This window comes from Pseudomonas sp. 05N431, from assembly GCF_056397005.1.
Genome location: NZ_JBFTMN010000021.1, coordinates 54,539 through 73,061 on the forward strand (window position 1 = coordinate 54,539; position 18,523 = coordinate 73,061).

General features: G+C 58.9%; 18 protein-coding genes. 7 read left to right on the forward strand and 11 right to left on the reverse strand.

Translation table 11 applies throughout. From position 1 onward, the window contains the following. Positions 1 to 44: 44 nt before the first annotated feature. Together AC1DIG_RS25860 and AC1DIG_RS25865 are read right to left on the reverse strand one after the other, a co-directional pair. Positions 45 to 527, reverse strand: coding sequence for a GAF domain-containing protein (locus tag AC1DIG_RS25860; protein WP_477769582.1), 483 nt, complete (start codon positions 525 to 527; stop codon positions 45 to 47). Continuing rightward, positions 524 to 1,414: an ATP-binding protein gene (locus AC1DIG_RS25865; protein ID WP_123584065.1), complete on the reverse strand. Its 891-nt coding sequence runs from the start codon at positions 1,412 to 1,414 to the stop codon at positions 524 to 526. The genes AC1DIG_RS25860 and AC1DIG_RS25865 overlap by 4 nt, the downstream gene beginning before the upstream one ends. 166 nt (positions 1,415 to 1,580) lie before the next feature. Between AC1DIG_RS25865 and AC1DIG_RS25870 the strand changes: the two genes are divergently transcribed. Further along, positions 1,581 to 3,908, forward strand: a complete 2,328-nt coding sequence (locus tag AC1DIG_RS25870) for a hybrid sensor histidine kinase/response regulator (RefSeq protein ID WP_477769583.1) — start codon at positions 1,581 to 1,583, stop codon at positions 3,906 to 3,908. Here the strand turns inward: AC1DIG_RS25870 and AC1DIG_RS25875 are convergent. The 3 genes from AC1DIG_RS25875 to msrB form a co-directional block, all read right to left on the reverse strand. Next, on the reverse strand, positions 3,892 to 4,353 hold the full coding sequence (locus AC1DIG_RS25875) for a MarR family winged helix-turn-helix transcriptional regulator (RefSeq protein WP_477769584.1): 462 nt from the start codon (positions 4,351 to 4,353) through the stop codon (positions 3,892 to 3,894). The genes AC1DIG_RS25870 and AC1DIG_RS25875 overlap by 17 nt on opposite strands. Further along, positions 4,350 to 4,835: a glutathione peroxidase gene (locus AC1DIG_RS25880; RefSeq protein ID WP_477769585.1), complete on the reverse strand. Its 486-nt coding sequence runs from the start codon at positions 4,833 to 4,835 to the stop codon at positions 4,350 to 4,352. The genes AC1DIG_RS25875 and AC1DIG_RS25880 overlap by 4 nt, the downstream gene beginning before the upstream one ends. A 116-nt stretch (positions 4,836 to 4,951) precedes the next feature. Beyond that, positions 4,952 to 5,347, reverse strand: coding sequence for a peptide-methionine (R)-S-oxide reductase MsrB (gene msrB, locus AC1DIG_RS25885; protein ID WP_477769586.1), 396 nt, complete (start codon positions 5,345 to 5,347; stop codon positions 4,952 to 4,954). Between the two features lie 224 nt (positions 5,348 to 5,571). Here msrB and AC1DIG_RS25890 point away from each other — a divergent pair, with 224 nt between their 5' ends. Together AC1DIG_RS25890 and htpX are read left to right on the forward strand one after the other, a co-directional pair. Next, positions 5,572 to 6,783, forward strand: a complete 1,212-nt coding sequence (locus AC1DIG_RS25890; protein WP_054596362.1) for a pyridoxal phosphate-dependent aminotransferase — start codon at positions 5,572 to 5,574, stop codon at positions 6,781 to 6,783. A gap of 455 nt (positions 6,784 to 7,238) precedes the next feature. Continuing rightward, positions 7,239 to 8,126 (forward strand): protease HtpX, encoded by an 888-nt coding sequence (htpX, locus tag AC1DIG_RS25895; RefSeq protein ID WP_071554338.1) that lies wholly within the window; start codon positions 7,239 to 7,241, stop codon positions 8,124 to 8,126. A gap of 66 nt (positions 8,127 to 8,192) precedes the next feature. Here the strand turns inward: htpX and AC1DIG_RS25900 are convergent, their stop codons facing one another. Beyond that, positions 8,193 to 8,849: a thiopurine S-methyltransferase gene (locus AC1DIG_RS25900; RefSeq protein WP_477769587.1), complete on the reverse strand. Its 657-nt coding sequence runs from the start codon at positions 8,847 to 8,849 to the stop codon at positions 8,193 to 8,195. Positions 8,850 to 8,952: 103 nt separating this feature from the next. On the opposite strand from AC1DIG_RS25900, the gene AC1DIG_RS25905 reads away from it, so the two are divergent. Next, on the forward strand, positions 8,953 to 9,720 hold the full coding sequence (locus tag AC1DIG_RS25905; RefSeq protein WP_477769588.1) for a DODA-type extradiol aromatic ring-opening family dioxygenase: 768 nt from the start codon (positions 8,953 to 8,955) through the stop codon (positions 9,718 to 9,720). Between the two features lie 188 nt (positions 9,721 to 9,908). Here AC1DIG_RS25905 and AC1DIG_RS25910 read toward each other — a convergent pair whose 3' ends face one another. Next, positions 9,909 to 11,582: a DEAD/DEAH box helicase gene (locus tag AC1DIG_RS25910; protein WP_477769589.1), complete on the reverse strand. Its 1,674-nt coding sequence runs from the start codon at positions 11,580 to 11,582 to the stop codon at positions 9,909 to 9,911. Positions 11,583 to 12,003: 421 nt separating this feature from the next. On the opposite strand from AC1DIG_RS25910, the gene AC1DIG_RS25915 reads away from it, so the two are divergent. Continuing rightward, complete coding sequence (locus AC1DIG_RS25915) at positions 12,004 to 12,795, forward strand: crotonase/enoyl-CoA hydratase family protein (protein ID WP_477769590.1); 792 nt, start codon at positions 12,004 to 12,006, stop codon at positions 12,793 to 12,795. Between the two features lie 115 nt (positions 12,796 to 12,910). Here AC1DIG_RS25915 and AC1DIG_RS25920 read toward each other — a convergent pair whose 3' ends face one another. Further along, complete coding sequence (locus AC1DIG_RS25920) at positions 12,911 to 13,666, reverse strand: spermidine synthase (protein WP_477769591.1); 756 nt, start codon at positions 13,664 to 13,666, stop codon at positions 12,911 to 12,913. Between the two features lie 156 nt (positions 13,667 to 13,822). Between AC1DIG_RS25920 and AC1DIG_RS25925 the strand changes: the two genes are divergently transcribed. Next, the gene (locus tag AC1DIG_RS25925; protein WP_477769592.1) at positions 13,823 to 15,169 is read left to right on the forward strand and encodes a class II 3-deoxy-7-phosphoheptulonate synthase; all 1,347 of its coding nucleotides are present in this window, start codon (positions 13,823 to 13,825) and stop codon (positions 15,167 to 15,169) included. Positions 15,170 to 15,302: 133 nt separating this feature from the next. On the opposite strand, the gene AC1DIG_RS25930 is transcribed toward AC1DIG_RS25925, so the two are convergent. Both AC1DIG_RS25930 and AC1DIG_RS25935 read right to left on the reverse strand, forming a co-directional pair. Further along, positions 15,303 to 16,532: a winged helix-turn-helix domain-containing protein gene (locus AC1DIG_RS25930; protein ID WP_477769593.1), complete on the reverse strand. Its 1,230-nt coding sequence runs from the start codon at positions 16,530 to 16,532 to the stop codon at positions 15,303 to 15,305. A gap of 64 nt (positions 16,533 to 16,596) precedes the next feature. Further along, on the reverse strand, positions 16,597 to 16,812 hold the full coding sequence (locus tag AC1DIG_RS25935; RefSeq protein WP_477769606.1) for a DUF1127 domain-containing protein: 216 nt from the start codon (positions 16,810 to 16,812) through the stop codon (positions 16,597 to 16,599). 97 nt (positions 16,813 to 16,909) lie between these two features. On the opposite strand from AC1DIG_RS25935, the gene AC1DIG_RS25940 reads away from it, so the two are divergent. After that, on the forward strand, positions 16,910 to 17,764 hold the full coding sequence (locus AC1DIG_RS25940; protein WP_031319598.1) for a LysR substrate-binding domain-containing protein: 855 nt from the start codon (positions 16,910 to 16,912) through the stop codon (positions 17,762 to 17,764). On the opposite strand, the gene AC1DIG_RS25945 is transcribed toward AC1DIG_RS25940, so the two are convergent. Further along, complete coding sequence (locus AC1DIG_RS25945; protein WP_477769607.1) at positions 17,754 to 18,488, reverse strand: sulfite exporter TauE/SafE family protein; 735 nt, start codon at positions 18,486 to 18,488, stop codon at positions 17,754 to 17,756. The two genes, AC1DIG_RS25940 and AC1DIG_RS25945, sit on opposite strands and share 11 nt — an antisense overlap. Positions 18,489 to 18,523: the final 35 nt, after the last annotated feature.

The following is an 18,523-nucleotide window of genomic DNA, read 5'->3' on the forward strand; positions in this document are numbered from 1 at the left end:
AAGCAACTCGTAGCAGCCGCCTTCGGCAGCAGCTACGGACTTGATCAGCATTCGGTCAAACGCAGGAAAATAGCCGCCAACCTCTCAATGCCGGCCTGATCATCAACGGTGAAACGGGCCAGCAAAGGACTGTCCAGATCCAGCACACCAATCAGCCGACCGTCCTTGACCAGCGGCACCACCAGCTCACTGTTCGAGGCACTGTCGCAGGCAATATGCCCGGCGAACGTGTGCACATCTTCAACCCGTTGAGTGCGAAGGGTTGCCGCCGCTGCGCCGCAAACACCACGACCAAACGGAATGCGCACGCAGGCGATCTGCCCCTGAAACGGCCCGAGCACCAGTTCCTCGTTGCGATTGAGGTAAAACCCGGCCCAGTTCAGGTCATCGAGCTGATTGAACAAGAACGCCGAAAACTGCGCGGCGTTGGCGATAAAGTCGCGCTCATCCGCCAGCAACGACTCCAACTGCGCGCACAGCAGGCCATAGCCCTCAAGTCCCGCGCCGCTCTTTTGCAAATCGATCATGCCTTGTGCTCCAACAACTTCAGTCCGACCCAATACCGGGCAAATTGATACGCGCAACGGCCGTTGCGATTACCGCGTCCGGTAGCCCAGCGAACCGCAAGAATCTCGAGTTCTTCATCACGTTTCCACTCGAGGCCGGCCTTGCCCGCCAACGCTCCCACCCAATGCTCGACCACATTGAGGAAGTGCTCCTGAGTAAAAGGATAAAACGACAGCCACAGGCCAAATCGATCCGACAACGCGATCTTGTCTTCAACCGCCTCGTTGGGATGAAGCTCGCCGTCGACCATTTTCCAGTTTTCGTTATCGCTTTCTTTTTCCGGAACCAGGTGGCGACGGTTGGAGGTGGCGTACAGCAGTACGTTATCCGGCGCCTGTTCCAGCGACCCATCGAGCACGCTTTTAAGTACCCGGTAATCGCCCTCACCGGCTTCGAACGACAGATCATCGCAAAACAGCACAAAGCGCTGAGGCAGCTTGGCGATTTGCTCGACGACGCGTGGCAGGTCCGCCAGGTGATCGCGCTCGATCTCGATCAGACGCAATCCGCCCTTGGCGTGCTCGGCCAGCAAGGCTCGCACCAGCGACGATTTACCGGTACCGCGCGAACCCCAAAGCAGCGCGTGGTTGGCAGGCATGCCGTCGAGAAACTGCCGGGTATTTCGCCCCAACTGCTCCAACTGTTTGTCGACCCCGATCAGGTCGGACAGACGCATGTCCAGGCTGACCTCAAGCGGCAACAGAAATCCGCTGCGACCCTCGCGCTGCCAGCGTGCCGCCAGGCACTGCGTCCAGTCGATAGCCGTGCGTTGCGCGGGCAGTAACGGCTCAATACGAGCCAGAACCGCATCGGCGCGTTCAAGAAATGCATTCAATCGGGAATCCACGACTTCTCCTCAGGCACGTTCACAGTAATGATGGGCGACAGAAAACCAAGCGCAGCGCGTAATGCCGGGATTATCGCGATAATGGCTTACCCGCCAGTCATGCCGAAATACACTGATGATCGGCTATGCTTCGCCCAGAAGGGAAACGAAAGTGGTTCATCACACCATGGATATCAAGTTCACCAACCGCCTGTCTTACAAGCAAGCCAGGCTTACGGTGCTGGTCGGTTTCATTCTGGGAACCTTGCTCAGTCTGGTGCAAATAGGCATCGATTATGCCAGCGAAGACGCCTCCATCAACCGGGAAATACACTCGCTGCTGGAAATCAGCCATAACCCGGCTTCGCGGATCGCCTACAACATCGATGCCGAACTGGCCCAGGAACTGACCCTCGGGCTGCTGCGCTCGCCCGCAGTGATCAGTGCGCAACTGAGCGATAACAACAATACGATCCTCGCCAGCGTCAAACGCCCCAACCCGCAAAACGGTAGCTATCGGGTGGTCAGCGATTTTCTGTTTGGCGCCAATCGACAGTTCAAGGACCGCCTGTTCCTCGACCACCTGCCCGATGAGTCCCTCGGCACCTTGCAACTGGATATTGACACCTACATGTTTGGCAGCCGCTTTCTGCGCCGGGCCGAAGTCACTCTGATCAACGGTTTCGCCCGTAGCCTGATACTGACCGGGATTTTGCTGGCTCTGTTCTACGTGATGCTCACCAAACCGCTGGTGCGGGTGATCCGCGAACTGAGCGCACGTGACCCAAGCAGTTCAGAGCAGCCACCGCTGGAGTGTCCGGCAGCACACGAAAACGATGAGATCGGCGTCCTGGTCACGGTGGCCAACCAGCAATTCGAAAACATGACCACTGAAATCCAGCAACGCCGCAACGCCGAAAACCGCCTGACCGACTACCTGGGGCAACTGGAGAACATCGTCTCGGCGCGCACCGGCGAACTGAAAGCGATCAATAGCCGATTGACGGTATCGAACGCAGAATTGGAAATCGCGCGCCAGACTGCTCTGGACATGGCCCAGGCACGCTCTGTGTTTCTGGCCAACATGAGCCATGAAATCCGTACGCCGCTCAATGGCTTGCTGGGGATGATCGCCCTCTCGCTGGACAGCCCGCTGAATGCCGAACAACGCCAGCAACTGTCGATTGCCCACGACTCCGGCAAAGTACTGGTGGAACTGCTCAACGATATTCTCGACCTGTCGAAGTTCGACGCTGGTCAGCTTGAGCTGGAGCGCATTCCATTCGACCTCGGCTCACTGATCGAAGACACCGCCAACCTGCTGTCACAGAACGCCGCGCCGAGCGTCGAGCTGACATGCCTGATTGATCCGCAGTTCCCGTCCCTGGTACTCGGCGACCCGATGCGGGTTCGGCAGATTGTCAGCAACCTGCTCTCCAACGCCCTTAAATTTACCCGTTTTGGACGGGTGGACGTGCGCCTGAGCACCCACGAAGACGGCGTCAGAATCGAAGTCTGCGACACCGGAATCGGCATCGCGCAGGATGATCAGCTCAAAATCTTCCAGCCGTTTACCCAGGCAGGTGCCGGCATCTCTCGTCAGTTCGGTGGTACCGGGCTGGGGCTGGCCCTGACCTTCAATCTGTGCGAAGCCATGCAGGGCCGTCTCAGCATCAGTTCGGAGCCTGGTTTCGGCAGCCAGTTCTGCGCCGAACTGCCGTTGCCGGCCCACACGCCGGCAATTGCTCCCGCGTCCCTGCAAGGCAAAGTCTTGGCGATCACCGCCGCCAGCAGCGGCCTGGCCGAACTGTTAGGTAATCTGTTGCCCGGTTGGGGGCTGGAGTACCAGCAGCGCACCATCGACGACTCCTTGATCGGGTTATCGCCCGATGTGCTGATCACCGACTGCCCGGAATGCCTGTTCGGATTACGTCCGGGCATGACCGCGCCGATTCTGCTGGTGACTGCCTATGGCAGTTTCATGCCCAGTGAAGAAGCGGCTGCCCTCGCCCCCCTGCAACAACAAGCACGCCCACTGGCCCGCAACGCGCTCTACCAGACACTACGACGCACTTTACAGGCCGACGAAGTCGCTCTCGTCACCGATGCTCAAGAGTCAAGCCTCATGCCCCAGCGGCGGGCGAGAATCCTGCTGGTGGAAGACAACCCGGTCAATCAGCTCGTGGCCAAAGGCATGCTCAGCAAGTTGGGCTGCAAGGTGGTTGTCGCCTCCCACGGCGCCGAAGCGCTCGACCAGCTGGAACTCAAGGAATTCGACATGGTGCTGATGGACTGCAACATGCCGGTGATGGACGGCTACGAGGCCAGCCGGCAGATCCGTCACAGCGGGCGCTGGCCGGATCTGCCGATCGTTGCCCTGACCGCCAACGCCATGCCCGAGGAGCGCGAACGCTGCCGCGCGGCAGGCATGAGCGATTATCTGGCGAAACCGTTCCGTCGCGAGGAACTGGCTGCCCTGCTTGAGCAGTGGGTGCCGGCTACGATAGCGCCCTGATCTGCCCCAGCAGTTGATCAAGGCCGTCGCGCAATTCGCCCAAGTGCTCAAGATCGACACCGCTGTCGCACAACAGGCGTGCCTTGAGCGGCCCGACCTGTTCACGCAGGGCAACCCCTGCCAACGACAGGCTCAAGTGCACTTCCCGCTCATCGCGCGCCGAGCGTTGACGCTGGACCAGATGTAACTGCTCAAGACGCTTGAGCAACGGCGTGAGCGTCCCGGAATCCAGCGACAGCCGGTCGCCAAGGGCTTTGACTGTTGGCTGCTCGGGCGCACTGTGCTGCCACTCCCATAGCACCAGCATCACCAGATATTGGGGATACGTCAGGCCCAGTTGATCGAGCATTGGCTTATAGCCGCGGATCACTGCTCGGGACGCGGCGTACAGCTTGAAGCAGAGCTGACTGTCGAGCAGCAGCGAATCGGCTGACACATCGTTCATTTGAGCAGGGCTTCAATCTCGCGGGTCAGGTCCTGTGGTTTGGTCGCCGGCCCGAAACGTTTGACCAGCTTGCCATCCTGGCCGATCAGAAACTTGGTGAAATTCCACTTGATGCCCTGGGAACCAAGTAGACCGGGCGCACGTTTTTTCAGCTGAACGAACAGCGGATGGGCGTCGCTACCGTTGACGTCGATTTTTTTGAACAGTGGAAAACTTACACCGAAGTTCAGTTCGCAGAACTCGGAAATCGCCCCTTCGTTGCCCGGCTCCTGTTTACCAAACTGGTTGCACGGAAAACCGAGCACCACCAGGCCTCGATCCTTATAGGTCCGCCACAACTCCTCCAGTCCTTTGTACTGCGGGGTAAAGCCGCATTTACTGGCGGTGTTGACCACCAATACCGCTTTGCCGGCGTAATCGGCCAGGGTCTTTTGCTCACCTTTGATGGTAGTGCAGGGAATACTCAGCAGATTCTCGGTCATCGCGCATGCTCCGGTGGAAGATGAGGAAGGCTTAAACATAGCGAGCAATTAGATTGTGTGCAATTTAATAAATCAATAACCTGCCGACAAGGAGCTGCCGCAGGTCAGGACTCACATTATTCGCGCGGCACCAGGTCCAGGCACACCGAGTTGATGCAATAACGCAAGCCGGTCGGTGGCGGGCCATCCGGGAATACATGCCCCAGGTGCGCGTCGCACTTGGCGCAGACCACTTCGGTACGAATCATGCCGTGGCTGATATCGCGAATCTCGACCATGGCGCTCTCGCCGATCGGCTCATAGAAGCTCGGCCAGCCACAGCCTGAATCGAACTTGGCTGTTGAATCGAACAATGGCTCGTTGCAGCAGATGCAGTGATAGACACCATCGGTTTTAGTGCCGTTGTACTTGCCCGAGAACGGCCGTTCGGTGCCCTTCAGACGACAAACGTTGTACTGCTCCGGATCGAGCATCGCGCGCCATTCTTCCAGGGTTTTTTCCAACTTTTCCATTGTCATACCTCTGCATCTGAAAAAGCCTGATCTGTACCTTTTCCACGGATCAGGCGGCACGTATGATTGCGCCTCGTTAATCGCCAGTCTGGCAGCCGCGTTACCCGCATTCAAACGGATTTTGGTGCGGTGACCCCAGGCGCCAGGCCCGTGTGAAAACGCAGGATTCCCAGTACGGTAGTTCAAACAGCGTCTGGATCGTTCATTTTCGGGAACACATCGCCATGCAGGTCAGCAAATCGAACAAGCTCGCCAACGTCTGCTACGACATTCGCGGCCCAGTGCTCAAGCACGCCAAACGCCTGGAAGAGGAAGGCCATCGCATCCTCAAGCTGAACATTGGCAACCCGGCGCCTTTTGGTTTCGAAGCGCCCGATGAAATCCTCCAGGACGTGATCCGCAACCTGCCGACTGCCCAGGGCTACAGCGACTCCAAAGGCCTGTTCAGTGCGCGCAAGGCCGTCATGCAGTATTACCAGCAGAAACAGGTAGAAGGTGTCGGCATCGAAGACATCTACCTGGGCAATGGCGTTTCCGAGCTGATCGTGATGTCGATGCAGGCCCTGCTCAACAACGGCGACGAAGTGCTGGTTCCGGCCCCCGACTATCCGCTGTGGACCGCAGCGGTCAGCCTGGCAGGCGGTAATCCGGTGCACTACCTGTGCGACGAGCAAGCCAACTGGTGGCCGGACCTGGCCGACATCAAGGCCAAGATCACCCCGAACACCAAGGCTCTGGTCATCATCAACCCGAACAACCCGACCGGTGCGGTGTACTCCAAAGAAGTCCTGCTGGGCATGCTGGAACTGGCTCGCCAGCACAATCTGGTGGTGTTCTCCGACGAGATATACGACAAGATTCTGTACGACGATGCCGTGCACATCTGCACCGCGTCCCTGGCGCCGGACCTGCTGTGCCTGACCTTCAACGGTTTGTCCAAGTCCTATCGGGTTGCCGGTTTCCGCTCCGGCTGGATCGCCATTTCCGGCCCCAAGCATCACGCCCAAAGCTACATCGAAGGCATCGATATGCTGGCCAACATGCGCCTGTGCGCCAACGTGCCAAGCCAGCATGCAATCCAGACCGCACTGGGCGGTTATCAGAGCATCAATGATCTGGTGCTGCCGCAAGGGCGCCTGCTGGAACAGCGCAACCGTACCTGGGAACTGCTCAACGACATCCCGGGCGTCAGTTGCGTCAAACCGATGGGCGCGCTCTACGCGTTCCCGCGGATCGACCCTAAAGTCTGCCCGATCCACAACGATGAAAAGTTCGTCCTCGACCTGCTGCTCTCGGAAAAACTGCTGGTGGTTCAGGGCACGGCCTTCAACTGGCCATGGCCGGACCACTTCCGTGTCGTGACCTTGCCGCGGGTGGACGACCTGGACATGGCTATCGGTCGGATCGGCAACTTCCTCAAGTCCTATCGCCAGTAAGCGCGATGACGCCGAGGGCTTCTAGGGTCTGTACGAAAACTCGCCGAGCGGCGATCAGGCAAGGCAAAAACAGGCGAGGAAGCGGAGTTTAGGCCCCTAAATGAGCATTCCGAGCCTGTTTTTAACGCAGCCTGGTCGACGCGCAGGCAGTTGTCGTACAGAGCCTAAAAGCCCTCGGCGATTAATTCAGCAACACATCTCCAATCTTCGACTGCGACAGCGCCTTGAGTGTTGGCGGATTTACGCGACTGCCGGTTACGCCCAATAGAGGCGGGACTTGTGAAAGTAAAATCCAGCCAAATTTCTCTTCAGGTGACGTCGGAAATGCCCTGCAAGCATCTAGAATCCAGCTGTAGGACACAGTTTGAAATAGTCACCCGGTTGAATAGCCTGGTGCGGCACCTTATATACCCCGCAGTACGCTACATATTTAGCACGAGGAGATTTCTACAACCATGATGCGCATCCTGCTGTTTTTGGCCACTAACCTGGCGGTCGTGCTGATTGCCAGCATCACCCTGAGCCTTTTCGGCTTCAACGGGTTCATGGCGGCCAACGGGGTTGATCTCAACCTCAATCAGCTGCTGATTTTCTGTGCGGTCTTTGGTTTCGCCGGCTCGCTGTTCTCGCTGTTCATCTCCAAGTGGATGGCGAAGATGAGCACCAGCACCCAAATCATCAGCCAGCCGCGCACTCGCCATGAACAATGGCTGCTGCAAACCGTCGAGCAACTGTCCCGCGAAGCCGGAATCAAGATGCCCGAAGTCGGGATTTTCCCGGCGTACGAGGCTAACGCCTTCGCCACTGGCTGGAACAAGAACGACGCGCTGGTCGCGGTCAGCCAGGGCTTGCTCGAGCGTTTCTCGCCCGATGAAGTCAAAGCCGTTCTGGCCCACGAAATCGGTCACGTGGCCAATGGTGACATGGTGACGCTGGCGCTGATTCAGGGCGTGGTGAACACCTTCGTGATGTTCTTCGCACGGATCATCGGTAATTTCGTCGACAAGGTGATCTTCAAAAACGAAGAAGGCCAAGGCATTGCCTACTATGTCGCGACCATCTTCGCTGAACTGGTACTGGGCTTCCTGGCCAGCTCGATCGTCATGTGGTTCTCGCGCAAACGCGAGTTCCGTGCAGACGAAGCCGGTGCCCGCCTGGCCGGTACCAGCGCCATGATCGGTGCCTTGCAGCGCCTGCGCTCGGAACAGGGTCTGCCGGTGCACATGCCGGACACCCTGAATGCCTTCGGCATCAACGGTGGCATCAAGCAAGGGTTCGCTCGCATGTTCATGAGCCACCCGCCACTGGAAGAGCGTATCGACGCCTTGCGTCGTCGCGGCTGAGAGGTTCTGCGGTAATACGAAAGGGGCGATCTGATCGCCCCTTTTTTTATGCCGATCTTTTGCTGTTTAGCGAGCCATCAATCTGTATACCCGCTCCTCAAGGCGCGTAACGCCCGCCTGGAGGAACTTCCAGCTCTCCCCCAGAATGTCCCGCACCTCACAGAAATCAAGCTGCCAACGACCGCCCAACAACGCCTGCACGTTTTCATCCGGCACGGCAAAGGGCGGCCCGGCCAACTGCGCCTGATCGTAGTCCATCGTAATCAACAAGCCTTCACAGGCTGACGGCAAAATCCGGCTCAAGTGAGCGGCGTACTGTTCGCGCATGGGCGGTGGCAAGGCAATCAGCGCCGCCCGGTCATAGACGGCTACACAATCGGTCACATCGTCTGCGGTCAGGCCGAAAAAATCTCCGCACCACAACGCCAGGGACCCCGCCTGGTAGACCTTGAACGCACCCTGCTCGGTAATCTGCGGTGTCAGTTGCTGCTCACGAAAAAATTCCTCCACGGCTTTTTCCGACAACTCGACACCCAACACCCGGTGCCCCTGCCCGGCCAGCCACACGAGATCAAGACTTTTCCCACAGAGCGGCACCAACACCTGCGAGCCCTTTGTCAGATTCAATTGCGGCCAGTATTGCTGCAAATAAGGATTGACCTCTGACTGATGGAAACCGATCTGATTGAGCTCCCAACGCTTTTGCCAAAACTCCGGCTGCATAAATCCCCCTGATAATTCGATCTATATGCCCTAAAACTTATATTAGATTTAGATCAATGATCTGACTGAAGATGTTCCTATCTTAACGCTCAGGACCTTATTCATGTTCCCCAGCCTGTTTATCTCTCACGGTTCACCCATGCTGGCACTGGAGCCCGGTGCCAGTGGCCCGGCGCTCGCACGCCTGGCCAGCGAACTGCCAAAACCCAAAGCCATCGTGATCGTTTCCGCACACTGGGAAAGCCAGGACCTGCGCGTCGGCAGCGCTGAGCAACCGGAAACCTGGCACGACTTCGGCGGATTTCCTGCTGCGCTGTTCGCGGTGCAATACCCCGCACCCGGTCAGCCCGAGCTCGCGGCTCAGGTCGCCGAATTACTCAAGGCTGATGGCTTGCCGGCACAGCTCGATAACCAGCGCCCGTTCGATCATGGTGTTTGGGTTCCACTGTCCCTGATGTATCCGCGGGCCGACATTCCGGTGGTGCAGGTGTCGCTGCCCAGTCGTCTTGGCCCAGCCCTGCAAACCCGTGTCGGTCACGCACTGTCCAGTCTGCGCGAGCAAGGCGTGCTGTTGATTGGCTCCGGCAGCATCACCCACAACCTGCGCGAACTGGACTGGCATGCCGGCCCGGAAAGCGTCGAGCCCTGGGCCAAGGCCTTTCGCGACTGGATCATTGAAAAGCTCGCCGCAAACGATGAAGCCGCGCTGCACGATTATCGCCAACAAGCCCCGAATGCCGTGCGCAGCCATCCGAGCGACGAGCATTTGCTGCCGCTGTACTTCGCCCGCGGCGCCGGTGGCGATTTCAGCATCGCCCACCAGGGGTTCACCATGGGTGCGCTGGGGATGGACATCTATCGTTTCGGCTGACCGATACACCGAGTCGCGCCCATCGCGAGCAAGCTCGCTCCCACATTTGATCTACGACACCTGTGGGAGCGAGCTTGCTCGCGATGGGCGCGACTCCGCTCAAGAGGCCAGACACAAAACTGCAGGCAAAAAAAATCCCCGAACCAGTCGGGGATTTTTTATGTGCGATCAATCAGCCCGAGAGCGGATCAATCTTCGCGATAGCGACGCAGTTTCAGCTGCTTACCGGCAACGCGAGTGTCCTTCAGTTTGGTCAGCAGACGCTCCAGACCATCTTCCGGCAACTCGACCAGGCTGAAGCTGTCACGCACCTGGATACGACCGATTGCTTCACGAGCCAGACCACCTTCGTTGAGGATGGCGCCCAGCAGGTTCTTGGCAGCGATACCATCACGCGCACCCAGCGCGGTACGGCAACGAGCACGGCCTTCAGCCAATGGGATCGGAGCGCGACGCTCACGGTCACCACGGTCCGGACGATCACCGGTACGCTCTGGACGATCGCCACGCGGTGCATTGTTCGGCACCAGTGGACGTTCTTTCTCGATGGCAGCCAGGGTCAGCGCCTGAGCGTTGGTAGCCTTGCGCAGCAGAGCAGCAGCCAGTGCACGCGGAGTGCAACCGATGTCGGCAGTCAGACGATCCAGCAGATCACCGTGAGTCGATTCGGCATCGCCAACCAGCGGCGACAGGCTGTTGGTCAGTTTCTTGATGCGTGCATCGAGAACGGCTTGAGCGTCCGGCAGGCGAACTTCAGCAACCTTTTGACCGGTTACACGCTCGATCACTTGCAGCATGCGGCGCTCACGTGGAGTCACCAGCAGCAGTGCACGACCTTCGCGACCGGCACGGCCAGTACGGCCGATACGGTGAACGTAGGACTCTGGGTCGTACGGCATATCAACGTTGAAAACGTGAGTGATACGCGGAACGTCCAGACCACGAGCAGCAACGTCGGTCGCCACAACGATGTCCAGACGGCCATCCTTGAGGGATTCGATCACGCGCTCACGCTGGTTCTGGGCAATGTCACCGTTCAGCGCAGCGGCTTTGTAGCCTTTGGCTTCCAGGGCGCTGGCCAGGTCCAGGGTCGCTTGCTTGGTACGCACGAACATGATCAGCGCGTCGAAGTCTTCCACTTCCAGCAGGCTCAATACAGCCGAGGTCTTCTGGTCAGCGTGAACCAACAGGTGAGCCTGTTCGATCGCGGTAACGGTCTGAGTCTTGGTCTGGATCTTCACGTGCTGCGGATCACGCAGATGACGCTCGGCGATGGCACGGATCGACTGCGGCAGGGTAGCCGAGAACAATACGGTCTGACGGGTTGCCGGCAAGGCCTTGAAGATAACTTCCAGGTCGTCCATGAAGCCCAGTTTGAGCATTTCGTCAGCTTCGTCGAGAACCAGGTGGTTCACGGTCGCCAATACTTTTTCGTCACGACGCAGGTGGTCGCACAGACGGCCCGGAGTGGCGACAACGATCTGTGCGCCATTACGGATTGCTTTCAGTTGCGGGCCCATAGGCGCGCCGCCGTAAACGGCCACAACGGTAACGCCTGGCATTTGCTTGGCGTAGGTTTCGAAAGCGGTTGCTACTTGCAGCGCCAACTCACGGGTTGGCGCCAGGATCAGGGCTTGCGGTTCGCGCTTAGCAGGATCGATGCGGTGCAGGATCGGCAGGGCGAACGCAGCGGTTTTACCCGTACCGGTTTGCGCCTGACCAATCATGTCGTGACCGGCCATGATGATCGGGATCGATTGCTGCTGAATAGCCGAAGGCTCTTCGTAGCCAGTCGCGATGACGGCTGCAAGAATATTCGGATTAAGGTTAAAAGCGGCGAAGCCGCCGGTTTCCTGGGTCATGGGTCTGCCTCTAAGTGCATCCGCAAAGACCCATGCTCCAAAGCTGCGCATGCCGTGTAAGACTCAAGAGTCGCCCTGGCTGCTTTGTCGGCGGGGATTTGCGAAAACGAATGAATGAAAAAGATTCGTCAAGGAAGAGTCCGCTGTGCGGACGTGCAGCCGAAGCTGACTTCGGGGAATTGCGCTACCTAAACGCGGCCTGGCTAAAGACCGGCGCGCACTATACCGGAATTCGCCAAAAAAGGGAGCTTTATTTGTCGGAAAAACCGGGCATACACCGTTGTGTCACAGGCTTTGCGGATAATCGTGCAACGGTCTATTTTTCAAAAGCCCGGCCCTGTTGGTCATGACACTTAAACGGTTCATCTTTCAGGCCATGACCTTCGGTCTGAGCCCCCTTCCCCGCCCGAGGAAATACCCCATGAATCAACCTGATTGCAGTCGCGTCAGCCGTGAACGACGCGGACATGTCCTGTTGATCGGGCTGGACCGTGTGGCCAAGCGCAATGCGTTTGACCTCGATCTGCTCAACGCACTTAGCCTGGCCTATGGCGAGTTCGAAGCCGACAGCGAGGCCCGCGTTGCGGTGGTGTTCGGACATGGCGAGCACTTTACCGCCGGGCTGGACCTGGCGAGTGTCAGCGCGGCACTGGCCGAAGGCTGGCAAGCGCCGGCCGGCGGTTGCGATCCGTGGGGGGTGTTCGTCGGGCCCAGGGTCAGCAAACCGGTGATTGTTGCGGCCCAGGGCTATTGCCTGACCATTGGCATCGAACTGATGTTGGCCGCCGATATCAACCTTTGCGCCAGCAATACCCGTTTTGCGCAAATGGAAGTGCAGCGCGGCATCTTCCCCTTTGGCGGGGCAACCCTGCGTCTGCATCAGGTAGCCGGCTGGGGCAATGCCATGCGCTGGCTGCTGACCGGCGATGAGTTCGATGCCCACGAAGCGCTGCGTCTGGGGCTGGTACAGGAGGTCATGGCCAGCGAAGACCTGTTACCGCGTGCGATCGAGCTGGCAGAGCGCATTGCCAGGCAGGCGCCGCTGGGAGTTCAGGCGACCTTGCAGTCCGCACGCCAGGCTCATCTGGAGGGCGAAACAGCAGCGGCACAAAGCTTGCCACCGCTGGTGAAGAAGCTGCTCAACAGTGAAGATGCCAAGGAAGGGGTGCGGTCGTTGATCGAAAAACGCCCCGGGATCTTCAAAGGGCTTTAAACGTGTATTGGCTGTTAGAAAGGCATCGCGAGCAAGCTTGCTCCCACATTGGATTTTTGGTGCTCACAAACCCTGTGGGAGCGAGCTTGCTCGCGATAGCGATCTGACAGACAACTCAGGTCGCCGGGCGAATCGCCTTGATCAGCGGCTGCAGCGAATAACCCAAACGCGGCGCCAGCGCTTCGGCGCGGTCGGTCAATCCTTGCATGTCCAGTTCCTGGTCAAGGTCGGCTGGCACGATCAGGATCACGTTGCCCTCCTTCACCGGCAGCTCCCAATAATGCCGGTGATAGAGCCCACGCAGTAATGCCGCACCCAGTGGTTTGCCGTCATCGGTCGCCCATTGATTGATCACCAGCCAGCCGCCCGGATTCAGGCGTTTTTGACAGTTTGCCAGAAAGCCCCAGGCCAAATGACCGACACCCGGCCCGACATCGGTATAAAGGTCGACGAAAATCAGATCCGCCGACTCAGCCGTCTCGAGCAACTCGAGGGCGTCGCCGATACGGATATACAGACGAGGATCGTCGTCCAGCCCCAGGTACTCGATGGCCAGACGCGGTACGTCCGGGCGCAACTCGATCGCTTCGACGTCTTCCAGCGGCAGGAACTTCAGGCACGCCTGAGTCAGGGTGCCCGCCCCCAACCCGAGAAACAGTGCGCTCTCCGGCTGTTCATGGCACAGCGCCCCGATCAGCATCGCACGGGTGTAGTCGTACTCGAGCCAGCTCGGATCGGCAGTGAACACGCAGCTCTGCTCAATGGCATCGCCAAATTCGAGAAACCGATAATCCGCCACTTCCAGCACCCGGATCATGCCGAATTCATCGTGCACCTCGGCGAGCAGATGCTCGACGCGCTCCTCAGTCATTTCGTCTCCTGGTCGTTGTCGGGTTGATCCCCGGCAACGCAATCATTCGTTCCGCTTGGTGCGGCAAAGGCGCGATTGTCCGCCAAGCTTCGGGAACAGGTCACGCACTAATTGCTGGTAACATAAACGTCCGATCGTAAAACATTAGAGTTCATGATGAGCCAACCCTGGAGTCCTGACAGCTGGCGCGCCCTGCCGATCCAGCAACAACCCCACTACCCTGACGCTGCGCATTTGCAACAGGTCGAGCAAAGCCTGGCCAGTTATCCGCCATTGGTGTTTGCCGGTGAGGCCCGGGAGTTGCGCCGTCAGTTTGCCGAGGTGACCCAGGGCCGAGCGTTTCTGCTGCAAGGCGGCGATTGCGCGGAAAGCTTCGCCGAGTTTTCGGCGGCGAAAATCCGCGACACCTTCAAAGTCCTGCTGCAAATGGCGATCGTCATGACCTTCGCCGCCGGTTGCCCGGTGGTAAAAGTCGGGCGTATGGCCGGGCAGTTCGCCAAGCCACGCTCGGCCAATGACGAAACCATCAACGGCGTGACCTTGCCGGCCTACCGAGGCGACATCGTCAACGGTATCGGTTTCGACGAAAAAAGCCGCGTACCCGACCCGGATCGCCTGTTGCAGTCCTATCACCAGTCCACGGCGACCCTGAACCTGCTGCGGGCCTTTGCCCAGGGCGGTTTTGCCGACTTGCATCAAGTGCATAAATGGAACCTGGACTTCATCGCCAACTCGGCGCTGGCCGAAAAGTACAGCCACCTGGCCGACCGTATCGATGAAACCCTGGCGTTCATGCGCGCCTGCGGCATGGACAGCTCGCCGCAACTGCGCGAAACCAGTTTCTTCACCGCCCACGAGGCGCTGCTGTTGAACTACGAAGAAGCCTTCGTACGCCGCGACAGCCTGACCAACGATTACTACGATTGCTCGGCGCACATGCTGTGGATCGGCGATCGCACGCGTCAGCTCGACGGCGCTCATGTCGAGTTCCTGCGCGGGGTGAACAACCCGATCGGGGTCAAGGTCGGCCCGTCCATGAACACCGAAGAACTGATTCGCCTGATCGATGTGCTCAACCCCGACAACGATCCAGGCCGCCTGAACCTGATCGCGCGCATGGGCGCGAACAAGGTTGGCGACCATCTGCCACAGCTGATTCGTGCGGTCGAACGCGAAGGCAAGAAAGTGCTCTGGAGTTCCGACCCGATGCACGGCAACACCATCAAGGCCAGCAGCGGTTACAAGACCCGGGATTTTGCGCAGATCCTCGGCGAGGTGAAGCAGTTCTTCCAGGTTCACGAAGCGGAAGGCACCTATGCCGGCGGCATCCATATCGAGATGACCGGGCAGAACGTCACCGAATGCATCGGCGGTGCACGGCCGATCACCGAAGATGGTTTGTCGGACCGTTACCATACCCATTGCGACCCGCGGATGAATGCCGATCAGTCGCTGGAACTGGCGTTCTTGATTGCTGAAACCCTGAAGCAAGTAAAGCGCTGAGTCAGTAAGCCTTGTGTTGTTTGGCACACCGCCATCGCGAGCAAGCTCGCTCCCACATTCGATCTATGTTGGTCGCAAATTTGCGATTCACTTGGTCAACTGTGGGAGCGAGCTTGCTCGCGATGGCGTCAGATCAGGCACCGCCAATCTGCATCAACGCCACCCGCAACCGCGCCGCACTGGCCCGCGGACAATTGAGCTGAATCTGTTCCAACCCCAGCCAATCGGCCATCTGCCGCAGATTCGCCGCCAACGCCTGCATCCCCAGCTCATCCAAACCTTGTTCCTCTTCGTGCACCGCATGCACCGCCAACCGACCCAACGCCCGCTCCGCTCGAAGATCGACCCGCGCGGCAATCCGTTCGTTGTGCAAAAACGGCAGCACGTAATAGCCGTAAACCCGTTTGCCGGGTGGCGTGTAGATTTCCAGCCGATAACGAAAATCGAACAGCCGCTCGGTTCGACTACGCTCCCAGATCAACGAATCAAACGGCGAAAGCAACGCACTGGCTTCGACCTTGCGCGGCACTTTTGGCTCCGGCAGACAGTACGCCGGCTGCTTCCAGCCTTGCACCCCGCACACCAGCAACTGGCCATTTTCAACCAGCTCAGCCAGACCGTTGCGGCACTCAGCCAGGCTCAAACGAAAATAATCGCGCAGATCCTTTTCCGTGCCGACACCCAACGCATTGGCTGCATGCAACAGCAATCCGCGTTGTGCCTCGGTTTCGCCGAGCAGCGGTTGCTTGAGAGTTGACTCGGGGATCACCCGTTCCGGCAAGTCGTAAAGACGCTCGAAGCCGCGACGCCCCGCCACAGTCACTTCGCCGGCAGCGAACAACCATTCCAGTGCATGCTTTTCAGCGCTCCAATCCCACCATGGACCGGCCCGTTCCTGGCGCGTCGACAAACTCCCGGCACCCAGCGCGCCCAACTCCTGGACCGAAGCCAGCACACGGCGAATCGTCTCTTGCTGTTCGCGACCGAAACGCGCCAGCTGCTGATAGATCCCCTCGCCTTGCGCCGCGCGCTGCATGCGCCAACGCATCAAGGGATACATCGACAGCGGCAACAACGACGCTTCATGCCCCCAATACTCGAACAACGTACGCCGCCGGCCCTGGCTCCAGGCGGCCTGGTCGAGCAAGTCGGTGGAGTAATTGCCAAGACGCGAGAACAGCGGAAGATAGTGCGAGCGCACCAGTGCGTTGACCGAATCGATTTGCAGAATGCCCAAGCGTTCGATCAGGCGGTTGAGCTGAACGGGCTTGATCGCCGCTGGCGGCTGGCGCCCGGTGAAACCCTGGGCGGCCAGTGCCAGACGCCGAGCCTGTTTGAGGGATAAGGACAGTTCAGCGGGCATGTGCATCTCCTTGTCTGCTCGCAAACTACCTCAGTGTGAAGCTGCTTGTGTAGCGGTTCGGTACTCATTTGTGCATTGGGTCATCCCAAAATGGCCGGACGACTTCATGTTCGACATCGGCGCGGCTGATACCGATATCCTTGAGTGCCTCGTCACTCATGCTGGCCAGCAAAGCGCGTTCACGCTGGAGTTCATGCCAGCGGAGGATTTTTTCCAGCCAATGGCCCAGAGAAAACCCGTGAAACTTTCCAACCAGCACATAACCTTTTTGACCTTTCATCATCTTGCCCTCCGTTGTAGATGACTGAAGTCTCGCGCCGGAGCTAAGATCAATCCAACGAATGTTTCTTATGCAATACATCTCGGAGATTGATGAATTGAGCCACTACCCGAGTATCGATACGGAAGTCCTGCGCACCTTCGTTGCCATTGCCGACCAAGGTGGTTTCACTCGCGCTGGCGAGTTGGTGAATCGCACGCAATCGGCGGTGAGCATGCAGATGAAACGGCTGGAAGAGGACGTGCTGCAACGCCAGTTGTTTCAGCGCGACGGCCGTCAGGTGAAGCTGACCGCCGAGGGTCAGGTGCTGCTCGGTTATGCCCGGCGAATCCTGAAACTCCACAGCGAAGTGTTCAACACCCTGCGTGAGCCGCACATGGTCGGCACGGTGCGCATCGGCACCCCGGATGACTATGTCATGCGCTTCCTGCCGGGCATCCTTTCGCGCTTTGCCCAGGCCTATCCGCTGATCCAGATCGAAGTCCATTGCGAGTCATCCAAACAGTTACTGCTGCGTCAGGACCTGGACCTGTCGATCGTCACCCGTGAACCCGGCAGCGAGATCGGCCAGTTGCTGCGCAAGGAGCGATTTGTCTGGGCGCAGGCGCAGTGCTTCAGCCCCAACGAGCAAACACCATTGCCCCTGGCGATGTTCAATAGTGATTGTTTTTGCAGGATCTGGGCCTGCAATGCGCTGGACGCTTCCGGGCGCGAGTACCGGATCGCCTACAACAGTTCGAGCCTGTCGGCGATCATGGCGGTGGTCAGCGCCGGGCTGGCGGTCACCGCGCAACTGGAAAGCCTGATCACCCAGGACATGCGCATCCTTGGCGAGGCTGAAGGCCTGCCCCTGTTGCCCGAAGCCAGCATCATGCTGGTGCGCAACCTGAACAACCCTTCGCCCATCACCGAATGCCTGGCGGAGCACATTGTCGAAGGTTTCAAACTTTAAAGGCGAGCATCACCGCGCAGAGCACCAGAAAGGCGCAGAACAACCCGCGCAGCAAACGCTCCGGCATGGCGTGGGCGATTTTCACGCCCCAACTGATGCTCAGTAAACCGCCGACGGCCATTGGCAGCGCGATGCTCCAGTTCACTTGATGATGGACCGCATAAGTCACCAGCGTGACGCCGGTGCTGGGCAAGGCCAGCGCCAGTGACAGTCCTTGAGCCACCACTTGCGTGGTGCCGAACAGGCTGGTGAGGACCGGCGTCGCCACCACCGCACCGCCCACACCGAACAACCCGCCCATGGTCCCCGACACTGCGCCCAACACGCCCAGCCAAGGCCACGAGTAACGCATCTGTGAGGCTGCCGGCGCAGTGGCCATGAACATGCGCAACAGGTTGTAGACCGACAAGGCGATCAGGAACGCTACAAAACCGATGCGCATCAGCTGTGCATCAATGCCCACCGCCCAGATCGAGCCGATCCAGGCAAAGCAGAAGCCCATCGAGGCCAGCGGCAACGCGTGGCGCAGTTCGATGCGATTGCGCTGGTGATAACGCCACAGCGCCAGCATCACATTCGGCACCACCATGACCAGCGCCGTGCCCTGGGCAATTTGCTGGTCCAGGCCGAACAACACGCCCAACGCCGGAATCGCGATCAAACCACCGCCAATCCCGAACACACCGCCTACAGTGCCCAGCGCAGCGCCGAGCACCAGATACATCACTAACTCAATCACTGACGACTCCCTCTCAAATC

Bases quoted from the DNA above. Each gene is read 5' to 3' on its own strand.
- AC1DIG_RS25860 (WP_477769582.1), bottom strand. From the start codon at position 527: ATGATCGATTTGCAAAAGAGCGGCGCGGGACTTGAGGGCTATGGCCTG.
- AC1DIG_RS25870 (WP_477769583.1), top strand. From the start codon at position 1,581: ATGGATATCAAGTTCACCAACCGCCTGTCTTACAAGCAAGCCAGGCTT.
- AC1DIG_RS25875 (WP_477769584.1), bottom strand. From the start codon at position 4,353: ATGAACGATGTGTCAGCCGATTCGCTGCTGCTCGACAGTCAGCTCTGC.
- AC1DIG_RS25880 (WP_477769585.1), bottom strand. From the start codon at position 4,835: ATGACCGAGAATCTGCTGAGTATTCCCTGCACTACCATCAAAGGTGAG.
- msrB (WP_477769586.1), bottom strand. From the start codon at position 5,347: ATGGAAAAGTTGGAAAAAACCCTGGAAGAATGGCGCGCGATGCTCGAT.
- AC1DIG_RS25890 (WP_054596362.1), top strand. From the start codon at position 5,572: ATGCAGGTCAGCAAATCGAACAAGCTCGCCAACGTCTGCTACGACATT.
- htpX (WP_071554338.1), top strand. From the start codon at position 7,239: ATGATGCGCATCCTGCTGTTTTTGGCCACTAACCTGGCGGTCGTGCTG.
- AC1DIG_RS25900 (WP_477769587.1), bottom strand. From the start codon at position 8,849: ATGCAGCCGGAGTTTTGGCAAAAGCGTTGGGAGCTCAATCAGATCGGT.
- AC1DIG_RS25905 (WP_477769588.1), top strand. From the start codon at position 8,953: ATGTTCCCCAGCCTGTTTATCTCTCACGGTTCACCCATGCTGGCACTG.
- AC1DIG_RS25910 (WP_477769589.1), bottom strand. From the start codon at position 11,582: ATGACCCAGGAAACCGGCGGCTTCGCCGCTTTTAACCTTAATCCGAAT.
- AC1DIG_RS25915 (WP_477769590.1), top strand. From the start codon at position 12,004: ATGAATCAACCTGATTGCAGTCGCGTCAGCCGTGAACGACGCGGACAT.
- AC1DIG_RS25920 (WP_477769591.1), bottom strand. From the start codon at position 13,666: ATGACTGAGGAGCGCGTCGAGCATCTGCTCGCCGAGGTGCACGATGAA.
- AC1DIG_RS25925 (WP_477769592.1), top strand. From the start codon at position 13,823: ATGAGCCAACCCTGGAGTCCTGACAGCTGGCGCGCCCTGCCGATCCAG.
- AC1DIG_RS25930 (WP_477769593.1), bottom strand. From the start codon at position 16,532: ATGCCCGCTGAACTGTCCTTATCCCTCAAACAGGCTCGGCGTCTGGCA.
- AC1DIG_RS25935 (WP_477769606.1), bottom strand. From the start codon at position 16,812: ATGAAAGGTCAAAAAGGTTATGTGCTGGTTGGAAAGTTTCACGGGTTT.
- AC1DIG_RS25945 (WP_477769607.1), bottom strand. From the start codon at position 18,488: ATGTATCTGGTGCTCGGCGCTGCGCTGGGCACTGTAGGCGGTGTGTTC.